We start from the raw sequence: 18492 nt of genomic DNA on the forward strand, positions 1-18492 counted from the left end.
GGGGCATCCCATGGTGTGACGTTTTCGTCATGCCCGCTTTCATCTGTTAAACTGATACCTTACCTGTAAAGTGGTTTCAGTTTGTTTGTTTCCCATGATTTCCTGAAGGCCGGAGCCTATAATGCTTCTATCGGTATATAGCGTTCTGGCCCATCTTCCCCAGAGGGTGATTTGTGGACTGGCTTTCCATTGGGCCAAAAAGTAATATCGCATGCCCTGACCATAATAGCTTGGAATGGAAAAAGTCCACAGCACGTTTTTTTCGTATACATACTGTCTGTTCTCAAAATCATCCGTATCAAAAAACGCAATTCTTCCCCCGGCCTTCCAGGAACCCTTGGACCCGTTCAGGTCCTGTACGATGGCGTAACCTTTGGACGAATGGCCATTTAATCGGTATTGGCTGAATTGTACCCGCGATTTGAATTGCCATGCTGCGGTGAATTTGTAGTCAAGGTTCATGACATAATTTCTTCTTCTGCCCGGCGCCAAGTGGTATTGGGGCTGGGTTTGTTCGGAAGAGGAGATGTTCCTGCTTTTTATTTCCTCCCTTAATTGTATAAACAGGTTCAGGTTCCGGTCTGGCTTGTAGTTGAACCGCGTAAGCCATTCATGACCTGTTGACGGGGCATAAGCCCTGAATCTCATCCAAGGGAATTTAAAGTGGTCGTAATAAGCACTCCAGCTTAACTTCCTGCTGGGTTTGAAATTCAATCCGAGATATACACCCTCCTCATTGATGGGCCGGCTGTTTTCAGAAAAAGCGTTTCCATAAAACGAATGGAAATCCCTGTCAAACGTTCTCCATAAAAAAGAGAAGTCAAATAAACGGTTGAGACTGCTCATCAGCCCGATGACAGCACCACTTCCTCCGCTGGCGGAGACAGCGGCCTCCCCAAAGAAAAAGTGGTTTTGGTAATTATAGGAATAGTAGACGCTGTGTATATGGTTTTCTCTTCCCCTGAACTCAAAACCATTATAAATACGTTCCTGCGGGATCAAAGGCTGGCTGAACTTGGTGTACAAGCTGTTGATTCCCAATTGAAACTGTTTGATTTTGTTGTTGTAGTGGATGTTTCCACCTATATTCAGCTCCCTTGCCTGAGCTTTGTTGCCTATTTCATGAGCAGTTCGGTGAAGGCCCGAGCGAAGTAAGGAACTGAAAAACTCATCTGCCCTGTCCAGGCTATCCTGTTGGACCTGTATGTTGGCATCCCTGGGAGCATTGGAATACAAGCCTGTAATTTCCAGACCACGCCACTGATAAGTGGCGGCTGCTCCCCGAAAAAAACCGGATTCCAATACAGAGGTATACGGCCTTATCCCGAGGCTGCTGCGTCTCACGGTGCTGATGGTTTCGGCCCCTTTTCCTACCGAAAATCCGGCACCGAAGACGATTCCCTGGCCATATTGGACCTGGTAATCTCCTACCGTGAGGGTTTTCCACCGGTTTTTATCGTACAGGGTGAGGTGATATGAAAGGAAATTGAAACCATACCGGTTGGTTTTTGGATCCCATGTGAAGACCTCCCCTGGGTCTTTGTCCACGGTAAATCCCAAACTGAAATCCCTGGCATGCTGTATCCTGAAGCGGGCGTAAATATCATTGGGATCCCCCAGATAACGACTGCTTAGGTTGCCGTTAGACAAAGTGTCAGGAGGCGTAAAACCTTTTCTGGGCTCCAATACCCTTCTGTGCCTGAACAACAGATAGGCGTCTTTTTCATTGGTTATTCTTTGAACAAGCTTTTTGTTGAAAGCTTGCTGATGAACAGGGAGGCTTACAAAGGGAAGGACCTTGTGAATGGTGTTGAGATCCCATTCGGGGATAGCCTGTAACTCATGCAGGGATTCAAAGGGCCCGTATTTTTCTCTGTATTGAAGGAATTCTGTAATTTGGAGGGGATTCAGGGTATACAGTGATTTTAATTCCTCAGCATTTGCAACATGAAGGTTAATGGGGTTTAAATGAAGTTGCAAAAGTGTTTCGTACAAATCTTCATAGCTGATATCCTCTTCCTGGAAGCTGAACAGGTCTTCGATAAATGCCTCAATATCTATTTCCTGTTTTGATTCCTGCCGACCTATCAACGGGAAAGTGAGCGCGAGGGCTAGGGTTAATGACAATGCGGTTTTCAATTTTCTGAAAGGAGATAATTAAAAGAAAAGTGATGGGTGAAGCCCAAAGTAAAATGTCTGCTCAGAGCATAGTCAAATTGATATTTTTGGGGTTTGAAACCAATACCGAAAAAAAGATGGTTGGGCTGGGTATTGATACCTGTTCTTGTCCATAAGGCTTTGTGGACATTATATTCGATGCCGGTTTTGAACTGCGCCGGTAATAGAATTTCCTTTTCAGACTCAACATTGACCATCAGATTTTCTGAGGGTCTATAAGAAATACCGGTTTTTATGACAGTAGGTAAATAATCGGAAGTAATCTTACTGAGTCTGGACCGGGAAAAGTTATAGACATGGGCGCCAAAAAAGAAATGGGGTCCCAACTGCGCCGTGCCGCCCAATTCCAGTACAGGGGCAGCTTGCCGCCCATATCCTTCTATATTGGTCTGGAAATAATTGATTTTTAAACCCAGGCTGGCAATTCCCATTTTGTTGGAAATGCCCATTCCGATATTCTGCTGATTGAATAGTTCACCCCCATACGTGGAGAGACCAATCCCGAAGGCTACCGATTCCCTGAAAGGAGCGGTGATTCCCGCCACGAGTGTGGTGAGTTCGTCCAATCCCATCCGGTGGTCATATCCGGCGATCACCTGGGTCTGATGAGGCGCCATGCCAAGCGCTCCGATGTTGTTGAATACGGCCCAGGCATCAGAAATGGTAACATGGGCATGACCCATGCCGGTACTGCGTGCGCCTTTTGGAAGCGAGACAGTGCCGTTTTGCCCCAAAGCGGGGGCCAGGATATACGGACACTGTAATAATAATAGAAAAAAGCACCGTTTCATTTTTAAAAAAGTTAAATGAAAAAAAGAATGATTGACCAATATAGCCAAAAAACATATAACTAAAAAACAAAACTAAAATATTATAGTGGGGCTCTTACATTGATAAAGAAATTTCCTCCTCCTGTATTGTTTAGGGAATATTCGAATCTGAAGACGGTATCGTACAATGCGACAAGATCTAAGCCCAAACCATATCCCGCCAGGTACTTGTTGGTCAGAAAGGCGTTTTCCGGTAGCCGGTTATTGTCAATGACAAAGCCATGGTCAAAATTGGCACTTATATAGGCCCTGATAGGAAAAATGGAAAATTCTTCGAGTGGCATGATGTCCGACAGGTCGAAGGCAATATTCAGCAATTCATAACGCAGACTGTTCTTGTGGGCCAACAGCTGTTGTCCCTCTATGACGTTGATTTCGTATCCACGGATAAAATCCGGTTTATAGCCTATGCCCCGCACCAGGGTATAAGGTTGCCGGCCACTGAAAAAAGCGGAACCGGATATACCGGTGGCCGCATGAAATTTATTGTTCAGCCGGGTGTATTTACTGGCAATGACCGAAAATTCTGCCTCGTCGAAATTGTCTCCGGTGAAGAAACCATATTTTGTCAATCCAAGATTCAGGAGCGTGCCATCTGTGGCGTATGCTACGTTGTCCCTGTTGTCATGCCTATAATTGTAAGAAGCATAAAAATACTTTAGACGGGTGTCACCGTGAGGGAAAAAGTTCGGGTTTTGTGCCAATACATCTTCATGGACCCGGGTATTGTGAAAACCAACGGTAACAAAGTGAAAATTGTAAAAGCTGCCTCTAAAAGTATAGGTTAAGGCCGCATTGATGGTTTTGCGCAGTATTTCCTCATCTTCGTTGGTGAAAAACACCTGCTTATTGGAGACTGATCTTACCGCGACGGTTTTATTGGTGAAATACGTGAATTTTGCTGAAAGACCGTGCAATTGGTTTTTGTCTATATAAGGAATGCTATAATTAAGATCAAGGGCTTGGGTAAAACCCAGTTGGCCGATTACCCTCAGTTTTTCATTTCTTCCTCCCACATTGTTATGATCAAGTTTTATCCCATAATTCACCCTGGAGAAATCCCTGCCTTGATTGATCCACCATTCCGAAAAATTCCTGTCTGCAAGATTAAAGATAATACTTGGAAGAATGTACCATCTTTCCTTGACCGAAACAAGTATTTCTACCTGCTCATCAGCAATAAAGAGGGGCGTGACATCCACCGTGGTGAAAAGCTGGAGATTGTAGATCTTTTTTTGGTCTGCGATAACGAGTTCCACAAATTCCTGCCAATCATAGGTGAGGCCTTGCATGAGGTCCATTTCACGCAGGATGATGTTCCTTCTGGTTTTCTCATTGCCCACGATAAAAATATTATTCACGGTGACTTTTTCGGGAGCAACGGTTTCTTCAGAAGTTGGGGAGGGTTCATCCTGGGAAATGCCGTTATGGATTCCCGCAAATAAAAAAATATTGAGGGAAAAGGTGATTAAAAGTAATGGGTGAATTTTAAAATTCAAGCTGGTTGTCGTTTTTGTGTTTTCTTAATTGAGAACTTAATTACCTTTATTTTTCTTATATATACAAATACGGAAAAGTTGAGACAAATAATCAAACAAATTGCCATATTTCCCATATTGGTATATCAATATGCTATTTCCCCCCTTTTTCCCCGATCCTGCAGATACCACCCCACCTGTAGCCAGTACATGAAAGAGGCCATCATCAAACATGGGATCTTCAAAGGGGGATGGATGGGTATTAAAAGGATAGCCAGGTGCCACCCTTGGGGTGGCCATGGTCATGATCCGGTACCTTAATTATTATTCTCCCTACGCAAGAAAGGGGTTTTTATTGTTTCTTTTTCCTTAAAGCGTATATGATAAGTGCCAGACCTCCTATTACCAACGGGATGCTTAATGCCTGTCCCATATTAAATGTCAGATTTTTTTCAAATTCTACCTGGTTTTCTTTGAAGAATTCCCAAAAGAACCTCATACCAAAAACAGAAATCAAAAATAAACCCAGATACAATCCTTCCGGAATACGGTTTTTGTATTTTCTCCATCCTAAAAAAAGAAAAATAAAAATCAGAAAATAGGAGAGGGATTCGTAAATCTGCGTGGGATATTTGGTAATGCCAAAAGTTTTAATGACAGCCATATAATGGTCACCCCGGTCCTGAAGATCAAAGTTCAGCGGGCTGTTAGGGTCCTCATCAAGATATTTCCGGGAACTTTGGAAGCGTGTCAGCACATACTTCACATCTTTCTCCAGAGCAGATTCCAGATCCCCGGGATCAAATGCCCCTTTGGATATCTGTATATCAAAGTTGACCGGCACCCTGCCGTTATCCTGCAGCTCCCCCTTTCTGTTATCAGGTTTATACGCGCGGATATGCTCAATCGGTAGTTTGAGGGTATACAGGATTTCTTCCGTTTCCCGGGCAAACACGAAACCACTGTCATTTCCGGTGGCTTTTCCTCCGATTTCGGAATTCATCAGGTTGCCAAACCGGATCAATGCCCCCGTAAGCGCTACCACAATGACGATCCGGTCCACTATCCACAGGTAACTTTGTCCAGGGGTTTTTCTGGCATACAGCCAAAGGGCGATCAATATAGCAATGGCTGCCCCGTGACTGGCCAGCCCGCCTTCCCATACTTTCAGTATGTCAATGGGATTGCTGAAATATTTGTCAGGTTCGTAAAAGAGCACATGGCCCAGGCGGGCTCCAATAATAGTGGCCAACACCATATATATGGTAAGTTTGTCCACCAGTCGCTCATCATGGCCTTCTTTTCTGAAAAAGTAAACCATAATCTGCTGGGAAATGATAAAACCCAATGCAAATAAAAGGCTATACCACCTTAACCTTTCAAATCCTGGAAAAACTGCCGGATCAGGGCTCCATACAACGTAATACAAAATCGAATTCATCACTTCTTGTTTTTTGGTAAAAATAAAGGATTATTCATCTAATTCTTCCAATTCCCTTAATTCTTCCTTATATCCTCCTGAGAGAATGGGGAAACGGCACCAGGTCTTGGGATCCACGTTGAACTCATCGAGGTGGAACGACGGGGCCAATCTTTCTCTTTTCCACTGATTTCTTGACCATAATCTGAAAAATTTGCTGATATAACCTTTCAGCACATCTCCAGGCAATGAAAGTTCATCCTTAAGGATGAGGTAAATATCAATAGGAGATCTTTTATCCCGAATGGCCAGTTTCTCAATTTCAAGAATTACCGGATAGGGCATAAGGTCATCTTCATCGGTCTGGTGCTTTTCCAATGGCCTGAGCTCCGCACTGGGTTGGAGCGAGTTGACGCCCTTGAGCCCGCGGTATCCCAATTTTTTTTCGGCCCATTTCAGCCATTGTATAATAAAATGTTTGTCCACAGCTGCAATAGGGGAGATGCTCCCGCTTGTGTCCCCATCCATGGTGGCATAACCTACGTCCCCTTCACTTCGGTTAGAGGTGCTCAACAGCAGGGCATTGTTGATATTGGCCAGCATCCAGATAATCGGGGAGCGGGCTCTCGCCTGTATGTTTTGCAAAGTGATGTCATCTGTTTTCCACGTCAGATCCCGTCCAATGGCCTGCTCTATTTTTTGGGTATAGGAGGTGACTTCATCATCTATCAGCCAGTGGTGGAATTTTGCCCCGATACTGTTGGCCAGCGTTTGGGCACTGATCAACGTATCATTTGAAGAATTTTTAGTTCCTTGATAAGCTGTGGTCAACAAGTGTCCGACAATGTCTTTGATGCTGGTCTTTGGGTCTATATCCTTTGAGCGGTGTATTTTTTCCAGAAAGACAGGAGTTCCCAACTCTTCCACACCCCTTCTTACCATTTCAGCCACCAATACCGCTATGGTGGAAGAGTCAGCCCCTCCGCTTAGGGAGAGCACAAAGCCTTTACTCCTGCTCTTTCTCAGGTAATCAAACAGCGCCAGACTTGCTGCCTGGGTGAACTCTTCTTTTTTGGAATGTTTGGCACGCAGTGCCGTGGCTTGGGGAGCGTTTTTTTCAAGATCATAACGGATCAGCTGGTAACTTTTAAAAGACAGCAGTGGGGTTTTTACCAAAAGTTTTCCATATTGCGCCAGAATAGCTTCTCCATCGAAGATCATTCTGCCGCTTTCGTTGCCAAGAAGATTGATATAAAAATAAGCGGCATCAAGAATCCTGGAACTGCCCTTTATCAGATCCTCTCTTATTTTGCTCTTTCCCATGGCAAAATGACTTGCACTGGGATTAAAGATCAAATCCACTTTTTTTTCCTTTAGCCGGAATCCGGGTCTCTTTTCTCCCTGCCAGGCGTCCTCACAGATTTCAAAACCATAGCGGAATTCCTTTTTGTGAAAAATAAGATCTCCAAAAGGAATTTCCTGACCAAAGAAATCAAAACTGATTATTTCGCCGGCCTTCCAAGGCGTAAACCACCTGAATTCATAATGTACCCCGTCATAAGCCAAAAACTGTTTGGGGACAAAACCGAGGATTTTACCATCCTCTATCACGGCGGTGCAGTTGTAAACGCTAGACTGGAGCCTGACAGGCAGGCCGAGGCAGACGGTAATCCCTTGGCTAAAGGGCAAAGTCTTTTGCAAATAGACAAGGGCTTTTCGCGGGTACCAATAACTCAGGAACAAATCCTCGCTTCCATAACCCGTAATGCTCAGTTCCGGAAAGCATAGAATTTCTACTTGTGCTTCTTTGGCTTCCTGAATGGCACTGACAATGTTATTGAAGTTGCCTTCCCAATCCAATGGGGTTTGGTTGACCGCGGCACCGGCTATTTTTAAAACTGACATAATTTGGAAATTACACCTGTTGGTAAAAATTTTTGAAATCAATCCGGCCTAGAAGACCAACTGAAGCTTTTCGCAAGCCATTCTGGCAGCTTCCTGCTCAGCTTTCTTTTTGGTGGGCCCCTTTCCTTCTCCCACGGTTTCCCCATCGATGTTGAGTTCGATCACAAATTCCTTAAACCGTTGGCTACCACTGACTGATTTTAACACAAAATCAATTTCCTTGTTGTCCTTTTGGGACCACTCGATGATTTTGCTTTTGAAATTTGCCGTGGTTTTGATGATATCATCCAGGTCGAAGTAAGGGATGATCAGTCTTTTGTAAATGAATTTTTTACAAAAGCCGTATCCTCTGTCCAGATAGATGGCTCCTATCAAAGCTTCGAGCATGTCCCCGTACAAAGATTTAAAGGAGAACGGGATTTTACCCTCCATTTCTGCTTCCACGAGTTTGGGTAGCCCCATCTTCTGCCCCACGGCATTGAGCGCTTCCCGGTTCACAATCCTTGACCGGGTCTCGGTAAGAAAACCTTCGTCACGATAGGGGAATTTCATAAAGAGGTATTCGGCCACCACGGTGCCCAATACGGCATCCCCCAGATATTCCAGCCTTTCGTTACTGATTTTAATGCCTGATTTGGTTTCTTTGGCCACTGAGACATGTTTCAGGGCCAGTTTGTATAAGGATAAATTTAAAGGCTTGCTCCCCACTATCAGTTTGATAGAGGCAGCAAGCCTTTTTTCTTTTTGATTATAGGTTAGCTCCTGAAATCTGAGCAAACGAAGTATTTTCAAATTTATTCCCCGATTTTCCTGAAAATGATGGAACAGTTATGCCCGCCAAATCCAAATGTGTTACTTAAGGCCGCATTTACCTTCTTTTTTTGAGCTTTGTTAAATGTTAGGTTAAGTGCTGTATCCAGTTCTTCATCATCCGTAAAATGGTTGATGGTAGGGGGGATAAGGTCGTGATTCATGGCCAATATGGAAGCAATAGCCTCAATAGCACCCGCGGCCCCAAGCAAATGGCCCGTCATGGATTTTGTGCTACTGATATTCAGCTTGTAGGCATGTTCGCCGAATACTTGCTGTATGGCTTTTACCTCGCTGACATCCCCTAATGGTGTAGAAGTACCGTGCACATTGATATAGTCTATTTCTTCAGGTCTTATCCCGGCATCTTCCAGAGCAAAACGCATCACATTGGCTGCCCCCCTTCCCTCAGGATGCGGGGCTGTGATGTGATAAGCATCTCCGGTCATGCCTCCACCGATAAGCTCAGCGTATATCTTCGCTCCCCTGGCTTTTGCATGTTCATATTCTTCCAGGATGAGTGCTCCTGCCCCTTCTCCCAGCACAAAACCATCCCTGTCCTTGTCAAAGGGCCTTGAGGCGGTGTCCGGAGAATCGTTTCTTTGAGAAAGTGCTTTAAGCGCATTGAATCCCCCCACTCCGGCTTCTGTTACCGCCGCTTCGGAGCCACCGGAAATAAAAAGATCACACTTGCCGAGTCGAATATAATTGAATGCGTCGATAAGGGCGTTGGTAGCAGATGCACATGCAGAAACCGTGGCGAAATTCGGCCCCTGAAATCCGTACTTAATGGAAATGAAACCTGCTGCGATATCCGCAATCATCTTGGGGATGAAATAGGGATTGAACCTTGGGGTGCCATCACCGGTGGCAAAATCGGAAACTTCATCCTGAAAAGTTTTCAGGCCGCCTATTCCTGAGCCCCATATCACACCGGCTCTGGCGAGGTCTATGCTGTCCAGGTCAATGTCAGCATCTTTCATGGCCTCTTCCACAGCGATCATCGCATATTGTGTGTAGGGGTCAATCTTTCTGGCCTCTTTTCTGTCTATAAATTGCGAGATGTCGAGATTTTTAACTTCACATGCAAATTGCGTCTTGAAATTTGAGGCATCGAATCTGGTAATAGGCGCAGCACCGCTTACACCATTTGACAGCCCTTCCCAAAATTCGGGAATGGTGTTGCCAATTGGTGTAAGGGCACCTAAACCTGTTACTACAACTCTTCTTAAATTCATAAAATGATTTTAAGTAGTGGGTTATTTTACGTTAGCCTCCAAATAGCTAACCGCCTGACCTACTGTGCCTATTTGCTCAGCCTGGTCGTCCGGAATAGAAATGTTGAATTCTTTTTCGAATTCCATGATAAGCTCCACTGTATCTAGTGAGTCTGCTCCAAGGTCATTGGTGAAGCTCGCTTCAGGAGTAACTTCCGATTCTTCTACGCCCAACTTATCAACGATAATGGCTTTTACTTTTTGTGCAATTTCAGACATTTTGTGATCAGTTTAGTTTAAACACTCCGCAAAGAAAAATATTTAATACCTTAATGTCAAAAAAAATAGTAAACTAAATTAAGAACTTTCTTCTTGATATAGAAGTTGGAATAAAATTTTTAACTTTGTTTTTTTAAATTCTTCCTAAATGAAGAAAAGCAAACTCCTTGTTGAAACCTCGTTTGATTTTGATCTTTTAGGTCTTGTAGCTCCCATTAAGGACTATAAACTGGCTTGGCTGATCAATGATTCATTAAGGATTAAGCTAAAAAAAACGAAAGACTATCAAATGGAATTTACCAATCAGCCTGATCTGATTATTTCTCAATTTATTTTGGAAAAAGAGCACGGTTTTATCCAACTGCTGAGGAACAAGTCATATCCTGTGGTCGGTCATTCAAGATATCTCATACCGGAACTTAGGATCATGGATTACTTTTTAGTCTGTCAGGACTTTACATATGAAATGAATATTAATACGTATATTGACGGCCTTTCCAAAATAAGGCAAATCCAGAACGTAGTGAAAATAGACGTAAACAAATTAAAATCTAAGGATAACCTTTTAACTTATTAAAAAAACGCAAAGATGAGAGTACCTATTTTTAATAAAACCAAGATTTTGGCAACGGTGGGACCGGCGAGTAACAGCAAGGAAACGCTGATGGAGCTGGTGATGGCCGGAGCTGATATCTTCAGGTTGAACTTCTCCCATGGAGATCATGAAGTGCATGCCGGCGTAATCAAGACCATCCGTGAAATCAACAGTGAACTTAATCTTAATATAGGTATACTTCAGGACCTTCAGGGACCTAAAATCAGGGTTGGAGACGTGGAAAATAATGGTGTGCTGATAAAGCAGGGAGATCAGATCACCATCACTAATGATCCTGTAATGGGCACCTCCTCATTGGTAAGCACTGTCTATCAAAACCTGCCCAATGATGTCGTACAAGGTGATAGAATATTAATCGATGATGGTAACCTGGAATTGGTGGTGTTGAATACTGATGGGAAAAATGTAGTGTGTACGGTGGTCCACGGAGGTATTCTGAAATCAAGAAAAGGAATCAACCTGCCCAATACCAAGATCAGTGCGCCTTCCCTCACTGAAAAGGATATAGAAGATCTGGAATTTGGACTGGCCAATGATGTGGACTGGATAGCCCTGTCTTTTGTCAGGACTGCGGAAGACATTACAGACCTTCGTGAAAGAATATCCAAAGCAGGCAAGGACTGTAAAATTGTGGCCAAAATAGAAAAACCCGAAGCCCTGACCAATATAGATGAGATCATCGCGGCTACGGACTCCATTATGGTGGCAAGGGGGGATCTTGGTGTGGAAGTGCCTATGGAAATCGTGCCTCTTTGGCAGAAAAAGATGGTAGAGAAATGTAAACTTGCCTGCAAGCCGGTGATCATTGCCACCCAAATGATGGAAAGCATGATCGTTAACCCCAGGCCTACCAGGGCAGAAAGCAACGACGTGGCCAATGCCGTGCTGGACGGAGCGGACGCAGTCATGCTTTCGGCGGAAACAGCTTCCGGTAAATTCCCCATAGCGGCCGTTAAAGCCATGAGCAGCATTGTGGATTATATTGAAAAAAATGCCGAAATCTATCATAATCTATACAAAATCCCTGAAGACACCGACAGCTATCTTAGCAACAACATACTTTTAATGGCAAGCAGGCTGTCAAGGAATGTGAAAGCAAAGGCGATCGTTGGCATCACCACTTCTGGCTTTACGGCATTCAGGGTATCTTCCCACCGGCCTTCTGCCGGAATTTTTGTCTTTACAAGGAATAAAAAACTGATCACTCAACTGAGTTTGGTTTGGGGGGTCCGGGCTTATTATTATGATAAACAAACATCGACCGACGGGACATTCCAGGATATTCAGGATACGCTGAAAAAAGAAGGGCATGTGACAGAGGGGGACATCATCATCAATACCGCCAGCATGCCGCTGAAAGCAAAAGGTAAAACCAATATGATGAAGATACATGTGGTAGAATAAACACTGTAACTCCTCAAAAAAAGCCAAGTTCCTGTTGTTTTATCGGGGCTTGGCTTTTTTCATTTATCGCCCCCAGAAAACTTAAAGATAAATAGGATTGAGTGCGCTCTGCCTCCGGTTTAATTGCCGGTTTCATCGTGAGGGGATATCGGCCCCCTGGGTTTCACCATGATTACTTTTTCCTTATCCACCATCACGGCGCCCGGAGCCGAGCCTTTTACTTTTCTTACAAACTTACATGGGGTATAAATCACAGCGGATAGGCTTTCATTTCTGTTTTTGGAGTAATGGGCAGCAAGTTCGGCAGCTCTTTCAAGCACGTTTTTGGGAAGCTGCATGCCCGACTGGTACTTGATGATGACGTGGGATCCGGAGACATCTTTGGCGTGAAGCCAAAGGTCTTCCTTCCAGGCATATCTCCGAAGCATCTCATCATTGGCTTTGGCTGACTTTCCTACCAGGATCTCAAACCCTCCGTGCTCAAACCGCTTAAATGGAGTGGCTTCCTGGTCCTGCTTTTTGGAGGGTGTCAGACCTCTGTGTTGAATGAAGGCCTTTAAGGCTTTAAAATCGGCAATTGAGGTGACCTCCTCCAAATCCATCTCAAGCTGCGCCAACAACGCTTCTTTGACTTCCAGGTTTTTTCGAAGCTGGTCAAATTCGATTTTCCGGTTTTTGTTTTTACGGTAAAGGTTTTCAGCATGCTTTTGAGGTGTTAACCCTTTCTTAATATGTACTTCTATCTCTTCATTCCTATAGAAATCAAAAAGCTGCACAGATTCCTTCCCTTTGGGTATTTGGTGAAGGTTGGCCATGATAACGTCCGCTATCTGGCTGGGAGGCGCTTCATCTTCCATCGCCCGGAGCTTTTCCCTCGTTTTCTTGACATACGCTTCGGTTTTCCGCTTTTGGTCCAGCAGGTTTTTGATAATGCTCTCTTTTTTTCCCTCAAAAGCGTGGTAAACCACAGCGTACCGGTAGTACAGGTTGGCAGCTTCTATCGGATCGGTGGTGGAGGACAATGGGTTGTCACAGGGCAGTAAGGTGAGCAGATAACCGGATCCCTCGTTATACACGGAAAATAAGGGACTTTCCAGCATGTCCATTACCTGTTGCATCAGGCGGTACTTTCCCTCCAGGTCTGTTTCAAGGTATCCCGCTTTTTTTAACCATTCCCTGGGGAGTTTTCCCAGGGTCGGGAGGAATTTAGAAGCATTGCCATCCAGCTCTACAAACCTTTCTTTTGTAAGGTTCAGCGGGTTTTGGAGTTGTTGGATATGGAGGGTGTTGTCCTCCCGGAGTTCTTTTCTGAACAATGAAACCGGGGGCTGATCAATGTCATCATATAACAACACGTTGCTTCTGCTTCCGTGCATTTTGAACAGGAGCAAATGTCCGGAATCAAAACGGATGTAAAAGGCTCTCTCAAACTCCAGCAGGGTGATATGGGTGACCTTCAGGCCGACCAAGTCTTCAAAGAGGCTGATGTTGTTCTTTTTACTTCTCTTGAAGTCTTTGGGGAAACTAAGGCAGGTGTTGGAGGGAAGAAGGAGGGCCCTTATAAAAAAACTGCTTCCTTGATGATGAAATTCCAGGATGAGCTCTTCTTTGTTCTGGGAAAAACATTCGGAGACCACGGAGCCGGTGAGGCGCCGCTGTAGGGCGGGACATAAAAACCGAAAATAATGGTAGTTGAGATGCATATCATAGGGATATTTTCAGACCGTCATAAGCGAGCGCGACATTCCCGGGCAGGTTTTCCTCCACCTTTCGGTGTAGGCCTAGCCTATGGCTTACATGGGTAAAATAAGCCTGTTGCGGTTTGAGGAAATCAACCAAATCCAAAGCTTCCTGTAAGGTGAAATGGGAGATGTGCGGCTTGGTTTGAAGTGCATTGAGAACCAGTACTTTGGTCCCTTCCATTTTCTTAAGTTCTTCCTGTGGGATCTGGTTGGCGTCGGTAATATAGGTAAAGTCATGGATCCGGTATCCGAAGACGGGAAGTTTGTGGTGCATGACCCTGATGGGGGTAAACGGCACGCCTTTCACCTCAAAGGGACGGTTTTCGATTTCATTTATCACCACCCTTGGGATTCCCGGATACTTCTTTTCCACAAAAATATAGGAGAACTCCGCCATTAGCTGTTGGATAACCTGGGGAGTTCCATAAATGGGGATGTCTATCTGATGTTTAAAATTGAAGGGCCTGATGTCATCAAGACCGGCAGTATGGTCTTTGTGTTCATGGGTATACACCACAGCATCCAGTCGGGAAATGGATTCCCGCAGCATCTGGGATCTAAAATCCGGCCCCGTATCAATAACGATGCTTTTGCCTTCTGTCTCAATATGCAGAGAGCTCCTCAGTCTTTTGTCCCGGTAATCTAAGGAATTGCATACTTCACAGGAACATCCAATCACCGGTACACCTTGCGATGTTCCTGTTCCCAGAAATGTGATCTTCAAAGCTTAAGTTCGGTTTGTTTTAATTCTATCAGGAAATCCTGCTGCTTTTGGTTTTTAAAGTCCTTAGGGTTGAAGTCCAAAGCTTTCAAAATGTCCAACAGGGCATTTATTTTCCCTTCCAAAGTAAAATATTTATTGATAATGACAATTTTGGTTTCCTTAAGAACGCAGTAACCGGATTTGAAATTACCTTTTTCGTACCTCAGGTTATATTCAGAAGATGCAAAAATACTTTCCAGTTTATCAAGATAACCCTTGGTGTACTTAATCTGCATTTTACTTGAAAAGATGTTTTTTTACAGTTGACAGGAGTAAATCGTAATCCAGCGGCTTCTGTACGTAATCATTCAGTCCGGCTTTCTTAAAATCGTCCAAAGTATAGTTCTTGTAGTTCCCGGTAATGGCAATGATAGGTATACTGGATTTTTTTGGATCTGCCAGTGCCCTGACGGCTTTCGTACATTGTATCCCATCCATTACAGGCATGTTGATATCCATCAAAATCAAGTCATAATTTTCTTTTTCAAGTTTTTCCAACACCTGCTTACCGTTTTTTACAGCAGTAATCTGGAAATTTTCAAACATCAATACATTTTTAGTCAGATTGATGATGACTGAACTGTCTTCTGCTACCAATACTTTTTTGGGTTCATTCATGTTTTTCAAATATTTTCCTTTTATCAATCATTTCCTTAAAATTATCGAGGCTTTTTTCAAGCTTGTCTAAATCCTCATTTATATTATTAAAATTCGCATTTTTAATGTTCATTTCAAACTCGGCGACCATGTTGTACAAGCCGGTCAATCCCAGACTGCCCGAATTTCCCTTTAAAATATGCAGTTTTTCTCCAATTTCCCGAAAGTTTTTTAAATCTATCAGCATTTTTATTTCTTTCACCAGAATCTCCGCCTCCTCCCAAAAATCATTATATACGGATTTGATATTTTCAATGGTGTGGTATTTAAGGAGTTGGAGAACGATGGTCTCATCAAAATCGCCGTTTTTGTCTCCCGTCGGGGCAAGGTCTTTTTTCTTGCCGGTTTTATGTAAATGGTAGTAAATTGTCTCCAATAAATCTTTGGGTTTCACTGGCTTCGCAATGAAATCATCAAATCCCGTGGACAGAAAATACTCACGGTCCCCCTGGTCCGAATAAGCTGATATGGCTATAATGGGGATATTGGTGATTTCTTCTTCCCGGATGATTTTTAAAGTGGATATGCCGTCCAATCTCGGCATTTGAATATCCATCAATATGACATCGTATTTCTCTTCCCGAAGTTTTTCAATCGCTTCGATGCCATCAGCTGCGGTGTCGAAAAAATAATTGTGGCCGATAATGTTTTCGAAAACTTTTCTGTTCAGCGCATTATCGTCTACAATCAAGACTTTCTTGTTTTTCATCTTTGAAATTCATTATATTTCGAATCGGATACCTTTCTATTGTTCAGTTTTGACTACAAATCACAAAATTCTTTTGATTATAGCCGGGCCAACTGCTGTGGGCAAGACCGATTTGTGCATAAATTTAGCCAAAAGATTGAATACCCCTATTATTTCTGCTGATAGTAGACAATTTTTTAAGGAAATGAATATCGGTACAGCCAAGCCATCAGCTCATGACATGAAAAATGGACCTCATTTTTTTGTCAATTCCCATTCCATTCACGACGAATATGATGTGAGAAAGTTTGAGAAGGACGTAATGGAACTTCTTGGACAACTTTTTGAAAACCATGATGTGGTGATCATGACCGGTGGGTCCGGGCTTTATATCAATGCAGTGACCGAGGGGTTGGATGAAATGCCTGAGATAGACAAGGACGTAAGGATAATGCTCAACAAGCTATATAGGGAAGAGGGGCTAAAGGTTTTGCAGGCTAAATTGGCAGAAGTAGATCCGGATTATTATCAAATGGTGGACCTGAACAATCCGCAGCGTCTCATCCGCGCTTTGGAGGTTAGTTATGGAACGGGGCGGCCTTATAGCAGCTACCGGGTAAAAGTGAAAACAGAGAGGCCATTTCACGCGATAAAAATAGCCCTTTACCGGGACAGAAATGAGCTATACGACCGAATTGATGCCCGGATGGATGACATGATAAGCCAGGGGCTGTTTGAGGAAGCGGCTGCCCTTTATCCGTTCAGGCACCTGAATGCCTTACAAACGGTTGGATACAGGGAGATTTTTGATTATATGGACGGGCTGTATGACAGGGAAGAGGCAATAAGGCTTCTGAAAAGAAATTCCAGAAGGTATGCGAAAAGACAGATGACCTGGCTGAGAAAGGATGAGACGTATACTTGGTTCCATCCGGCAGAACAGGAAAGGATTTTTGATTTTATTGCCTGTCAAATGGCTTTATGACCCATGATTGACGCCACCATGGAATAGGGTTTTTTGGTGAGAAGGCTTTGGTATTGGTACAGGGCTTTTTTGCAAGCGACAAGTTTTGATTTTGCCAAAAGGGCCAATGATTCATGCTGATTGTCAAATTCAGGCAGTTTTTTGAGTCCATAATAATGCCTTTCAAAGTTTTCCAAATTTTTGTCTTCCGGTAGCATGCCGGGCGCATCCAGTTCTTTGTGCAACCGGGTTATGAGTCCGATAAACTCTTCGAGATCGGTTTGGAATTCTTTCTTTTTCTTTTGAAAACTTTGGTGGACTATAGCGATAAAGAGGAATACAAAAGCCCCAAGGGTAATAAATATCGGTATAAATCCCATTTTAGATACTGAGCATTTCCTGAAGTCTCAGGTATTCTTCACTCAAAGGTTTATCCTTGGTAATACAATCCTCAAAAGGCGTATACACTACCTTGTCGTTGATGATACCGGCCATGCAATTGGATTTGCCCTGAAGCAGACCTTCTACAGCTGCCATCCCGCTTCTGCTCCCCAAAATCCGGTCTTTGGCGGTAGGATTGCCTCCACGTTGGATATGGCCCAAGGTGGTAACCTTGAACTCCTTGTCCTCTTCTTTGAAGTGGGCCTTTACCTTATCCATGATGTGGGCGGCTCCTCCTTCTTCATCACCCTCGGCCACTACCACGATGCTGGAAGTCTTGGATTTTCTCAAACCTTTGAGTGATTTGACCACATCATCGATGGTGGTTTTGGTCTCCGGAACCATGACCAACTCCGCTCCGCCACCTATAGCACATTCAATGGCAATATAGCCACTGTCTCTGCCCATCACTTCGACAAAAAATATCCGGTCGTGAGCCGCAGCCGTGTCCCGGATTTTGTCAATGGCCTCAAGTGCCGTATTGACAGCGGTGTCAAATCCGATGGTATAGTCCGTCCCATAGATGTCGTTGTCTATGGTGCCTGGACAGCCCACGGTAGGAATGCCGAACTCTTCGAAGAAAATTTTTGCTCCTGTAAAGGTGCCGTCCCCTCCGATGGCTATCAAGCCCTCAATGCCATGGCTTTGGAGTTGCTCATATGCTTTTTTTCTTCCCTCCTTAGTCCTGAAGGCTTCACTTCTGGCGGACTTCAAAACGGTACCCCCTCTTTGAAGAATATTGCTGACGGAATGGGATTGCATTTTTCTGATATCCCCTCGGATCATGCCATCATAGCCGTACATGATGCTGTAAACTTCTAATTTATGATATATGCCTGTCCGCACTACGGATCGTACACAAGCGTTCATGCCGGGAGAGTCGCCGCCGGAAGTAAATACCGCTATTTTTTTCATCTGTTTATAATTGGTTTTTCAATGGTCAGATAGCCTGCCCCGAACTTGTTTCGGGGGAATCTCGCATGATAGATAATCATCCCTCCGTGTGACGATCCCGTCATGCTCGATTTCATGAGGTTGATTTTTTAATGTCTAAAATTAATGAATTAACCGTAAGCTTTGGGGAAGATATAAGAAAAAAT

General features: G+C 43.9%; 19 protein-coding genes. 4 read left to right on the forward strand and 15 right to left on the reverse strand.

Going from position 1 to position 18492, the window contains the following annotated elements; all coding sequences use genetic code 11:
- Nucleotides 1–39 precede the first annotated feature (39 nt).
- From ACFPFU_RS06720 to ACFPFU_RS06730, 3 genes are all read right to left on the reverse strand, one after another.
- Nucleotides 40–2127: a helix-hairpin-helix domain-containing protein gene (locus ACFPFU_RS06720; protein ID WP_377062773.1), complete on the reverse strand. Its 2088-nt coding sequence runs from the start codon at nucleotides 2125–2127 to the stop codon at nucleotides 40–42.
- Nucleotides 2128–2135: 8 nt separating this feature from the next.
- Complete coding sequence (locus ACFPFU_RS06725; RefSeq protein WP_377062775.1) at nucleotides 2136–2969, reverse strand: PorV/PorQ family protein; 834 nt, start codon at nucleotides 2967–2969, stop codon at nucleotides 2136–2138.
- 80 nt (nucleotides 2970–3049) lie between these two features.
- The gene (locus ACFPFU_RS06730; RefSeq protein WP_377062776.1) at nucleotides 3050–4507 is read right to left on the reverse strand and encodes a BamA/TamA family outer membrane protein; all 1458 of its coding nucleotides are present in this window, start codon (nucleotides 4505–4507) and stop codon (nucleotides 3050–3052) included.
- A 78-nt stretch (nucleotides 4508–4585) separates the two neighbouring features.
- Between ACFPFU_RS06730 and yidD the strand changes: the two genes are divergently transcribed.
- Nucleotides 4586–4807: a membrane protein insertion efficiency factor YidD gene (gene yidD, locus ACFPFU_RS06735; RefSeq protein WP_377062777.1), complete on the forward strand. Its 222-nt coding sequence runs from the start codon at nucleotides 4586–4588 to the stop codon at nucleotides 4805–4807.
- A 31-nt stretch (nucleotides 4808–4838) separates the two neighbouring features.
- On the opposite strand, the gene ACFPFU_RS06740 is transcribed toward yidD, so the two are convergent.
- The 5 genes from ACFPFU_RS06740 to ACFPFU_RS06760 are packed head-to-tail and all read right to left on the reverse strand — an operon-like array spanning nucleotide 4839 to nucleotide 10117.
- Entirely contained in the window at nucleotides 4839–5930 is a 1092-nt protein-coding gene (locus tag ACFPFU_RS06740) for a prolipoprotein diacylglyceryl transferase (RefSeq protein ID WP_377062779.1), read from the reverse strand.
- 27 nt (nucleotides 5931–5957) lie between these two features.
- On the reverse strand, nucleotides 5958–7811 hold the full coding sequence (locus tag ACFPFU_RS06745; RefSeq protein WP_377062781.1) for an NAD(+) synthase: 1854 nt from the start codon (nucleotides 7809–7811) through the stop codon (nucleotides 5958–5960).
- Between the two features lie 48 nt (nucleotides 7812–7859).
- Nucleotides 7860–8603: a ribonuclease III gene (gene rnc / locus ACFPFU_RS06750; RefSeq protein WP_377062783.1), complete on the reverse strand. Its 744-nt coding sequence runs from the start codon at nucleotides 8601–8603 to the stop codon at nucleotides 7860–7862.
- Between the two features lie 2 nt (nucleotides 8604–8605).
- Nucleotides 8606–9859: a beta-ketoacyl-ACP synthase II gene (fabF, locus tag ACFPFU_RS06755; protein WP_377062785.1), complete on the reverse strand. Its 1254-nt coding sequence runs from the start codon at nucleotides 9857–9859 to the stop codon at nucleotides 8606–8608.
- A gap of 21 nt (nucleotides 9860–9880) precedes the next feature.
- The gene (locus ACFPFU_RS06760; protein ID WP_010855324.1) at nucleotides 9881–10117 is read right to left on the reverse strand and encodes an acyl carrier protein; all 237 of its coding nucleotides are present in this window, start codon (nucleotides 10115–10117) and stop codon (nucleotides 9881–9883) included.
- Nucleotides 10118–10265: 148 nt separating this feature from the next.
- Here ACFPFU_RS06760 and ACFPFU_RS06765 point away from each other — a divergent pair, with 148 nt between their 5' ends.
- Together ACFPFU_RS06765 and pyk are read left to right on the forward strand one after the other, a co-directional pair.
- Nucleotides 10266–10694 (forward strand): IPExxxVDY family protein, encoded by a 429-nt coding sequence (locus ACFPFU_RS06765; RefSeq protein WP_377062788.1) that lies wholly within the window; start codon nucleotides 10266–10268, stop codon nucleotides 10692–10694.
- Between the two features lie 12 nt (nucleotides 10695–10706).
- Nucleotides 10707–12137, forward strand: coding sequence for a pyruvate kinase (gene pyk / locus ACFPFU_RS06770; protein WP_377062790.1), 1431 nt, complete (start codon nucleotides 10707–10709; stop codon nucleotides 12135–12137).
- A 119-nt stretch (nucleotides 12138–12256) separates the two neighbouring features.
- Here the strand turns inward: pyk and ACFPFU_RS06775 are convergent, their stop codons facing one another.
- Genes ACFPFU_RS06775 through ACFPFU_RS06795 form a run of 5 tightly spaced genes read right to left on the reverse strand, consistent with a single transcriptional unit; the run spans nucleotide 12257 to nucleotide 16008 of the window.
- Nucleotides 12257–13840: an NFACT RNA binding domain-containing protein gene (locus ACFPFU_RS06775; RefSeq protein WP_377062792.1), complete on the reverse strand. Its 1584-nt coding sequence runs from the start codon at nucleotides 13838–13840 to the stop codon at nucleotides 12257–12259.
- Nucleotide 13841: 1 nt separating this feature from the next.
- A complete protein-coding gene (locus tag ACFPFU_RS06780; RefSeq protein ID WP_377062794.1) occupies nucleotides 13842–14603 on the reverse strand; it encodes an MBL fold metallo-hydrolase in 762 nt (253 codons plus the stop codon).
- Entirely contained in the window at nucleotides 14600–14878 is a 279-nt protein-coding gene (locus tag ACFPFU_RS06785; RefSeq protein WP_377062796.1) for a hypothetical protein, read from the reverse strand. The genes ACFPFU_RS06780 and ACFPFU_RS06785 overlap by 4 nt, the downstream gene beginning before the upstream one ends.
- A gap of 1 nt (nucleotide 14879) precedes the next feature.
- Nucleotides 14880–15260, reverse strand: coding sequence for a response regulator (locus ACFPFU_RS06790; protein WP_377062798.1), 381 nt, complete (start codon nucleotides 15258–15260; stop codon nucleotides 14880–14882).
- Nucleotides 15253–16008, reverse strand: coding sequence for a response regulator (locus ACFPFU_RS06795; protein WP_377062800.1), 756 nt, complete (start codon nucleotides 16006–16008; stop codon nucleotides 15253–15255). The genes ACFPFU_RS06790 and ACFPFU_RS06795 overlap by 8 nt, the downstream gene beginning before the upstream one ends.
- Nucleotides 16009–16081: 73 nt before the next feature.
- Here ACFPFU_RS06795 and miaA point away from each other — a divergent pair, with 73 nt between their 5' ends.
- A complete protein-coding gene (miaA, locus tag ACFPFU_RS06800) occupies nucleotides 16082–16972 on the forward strand; it encodes a tRNA (adenosine(37)-N6)-dimethylallyltransferase MiaA (protein WP_377062802.1) in 891 nt (296 codons plus the stop codon).
- Here the strand turns inward: miaA and ACFPFU_RS06805 are convergent.
- Nucleotides 16957–17331, reverse strand: coding sequence for a hypothetical protein (locus tag ACFPFU_RS06805; protein ID WP_377062804.1), 375 nt, complete (start codon nucleotides 17329–17331; stop codon nucleotides 16957–16959). The two genes, miaA and ACFPFU_RS06805, sit on opposite strands and share 16 nt — an antisense overlap.
- Nucleotide 17332: 1 nt before the next feature.
- Complete coding sequence (gene pfkA / locus ACFPFU_RS06810; RefSeq protein WP_377062806.1) at nucleotides 17333–18307, reverse strand: 6-phosphofructokinase; 975 nt, start codon at nucleotides 18305–18307, stop codon at nucleotides 17333–17335.
- Between the last annotated feature and the right edge of the window lie 185 nt (nucleotides 18308–18492).

It is taken from the genome of Negadavirga shengliensis, assembly GCF_042652345.1.
Classification (GTDB): domain Bacteria; phylum Bacteroidota; class Bacteroidia; order Cytophagales; family Cyclobacteriaceae; genus Negadavirga; species Negadavirga shengliensis.

Coding starts and splice junctions, on each gene's coding strand:
- ACFPFU_RS06775 (WP_377062792.1), bottom strand. CDS start 13,840: ATGCATCTCAACTACCATTATTTTCGGTTTTTATGTCCCGCCCTACAG.
- ACFPFU_RS06765 (WP_377062788.1), top strand. CDS start 10,266: ATGAAGAAAAGCAAACTCCTTGTTGAAACCTCGTTTGATTTTGATCTT.
- pfkA (WP_377062806.1), bottom strand. CDS start 18,307: ATGAAAAAAATAGCGGTATTTACTTCCGGCGGCGACTCTCCCGGCATG.
- ACFPFU_RS06785 (WP_377062796.1), bottom strand. CDS start 14,878: ATGCAGATTAAGTACACCAAGGGTTATCTTGATAAACTGGAAAGTATT.
- pyk (WP_377062790.1), top strand. CDS start 10,707: ATGAGAGTACCTATTTTTAATAAAACCAAGATTTTGGCAACGGTGGGA.
- ACFPFU_RS06760 (WP_010855324.1), bottom strand. CDS start 10,117: ATGTCTGAAATTGCACAAAAAGTAAAAGCCATTATCGTTGATAAGTTG.
- ACFPFU_RS06790 (WP_377062798.1), bottom strand. CDS start 15,260: ATGAATGAACCCAAAAAAGTATTGGTAGCAGAAGACAGTTCAGTCATC.
- ACFPFU_RS06725 (WP_377062775.1), bottom strand. CDS start 2,969: ATGAAACGGTGCTTTTTTCTATTATTATTACAGTGTCCGTATATCCTG.
- fabF (WP_377062785.1), bottom strand. CDS start 9,859: ATGAATTTAAGAAGAGTTGTAGTAACAGGTTTAGGTGCCCTTACACCA.
- ACFPFU_RS06805 (WP_377062804.1), bottom strand. CDS start 17,331: ATGGGATTTATACCGATATTTATTACCCTTGGGGCTTTTGTATTCCTC.
- ACFPFU_RS06745 (WP_377062781.1), bottom strand. CDS start 7,811: ATGTCAGTTTTAAAAATAGCCGGTGCCGCGGTCAACCAAACCCCATTG.
- ACFPFU_RS06795 (WP_377062800.1), bottom strand. CDS start 16,008: ATGAAAAACAAGAAAGTCTTGATTGTAGACGATAATGCGCTGAACAGA.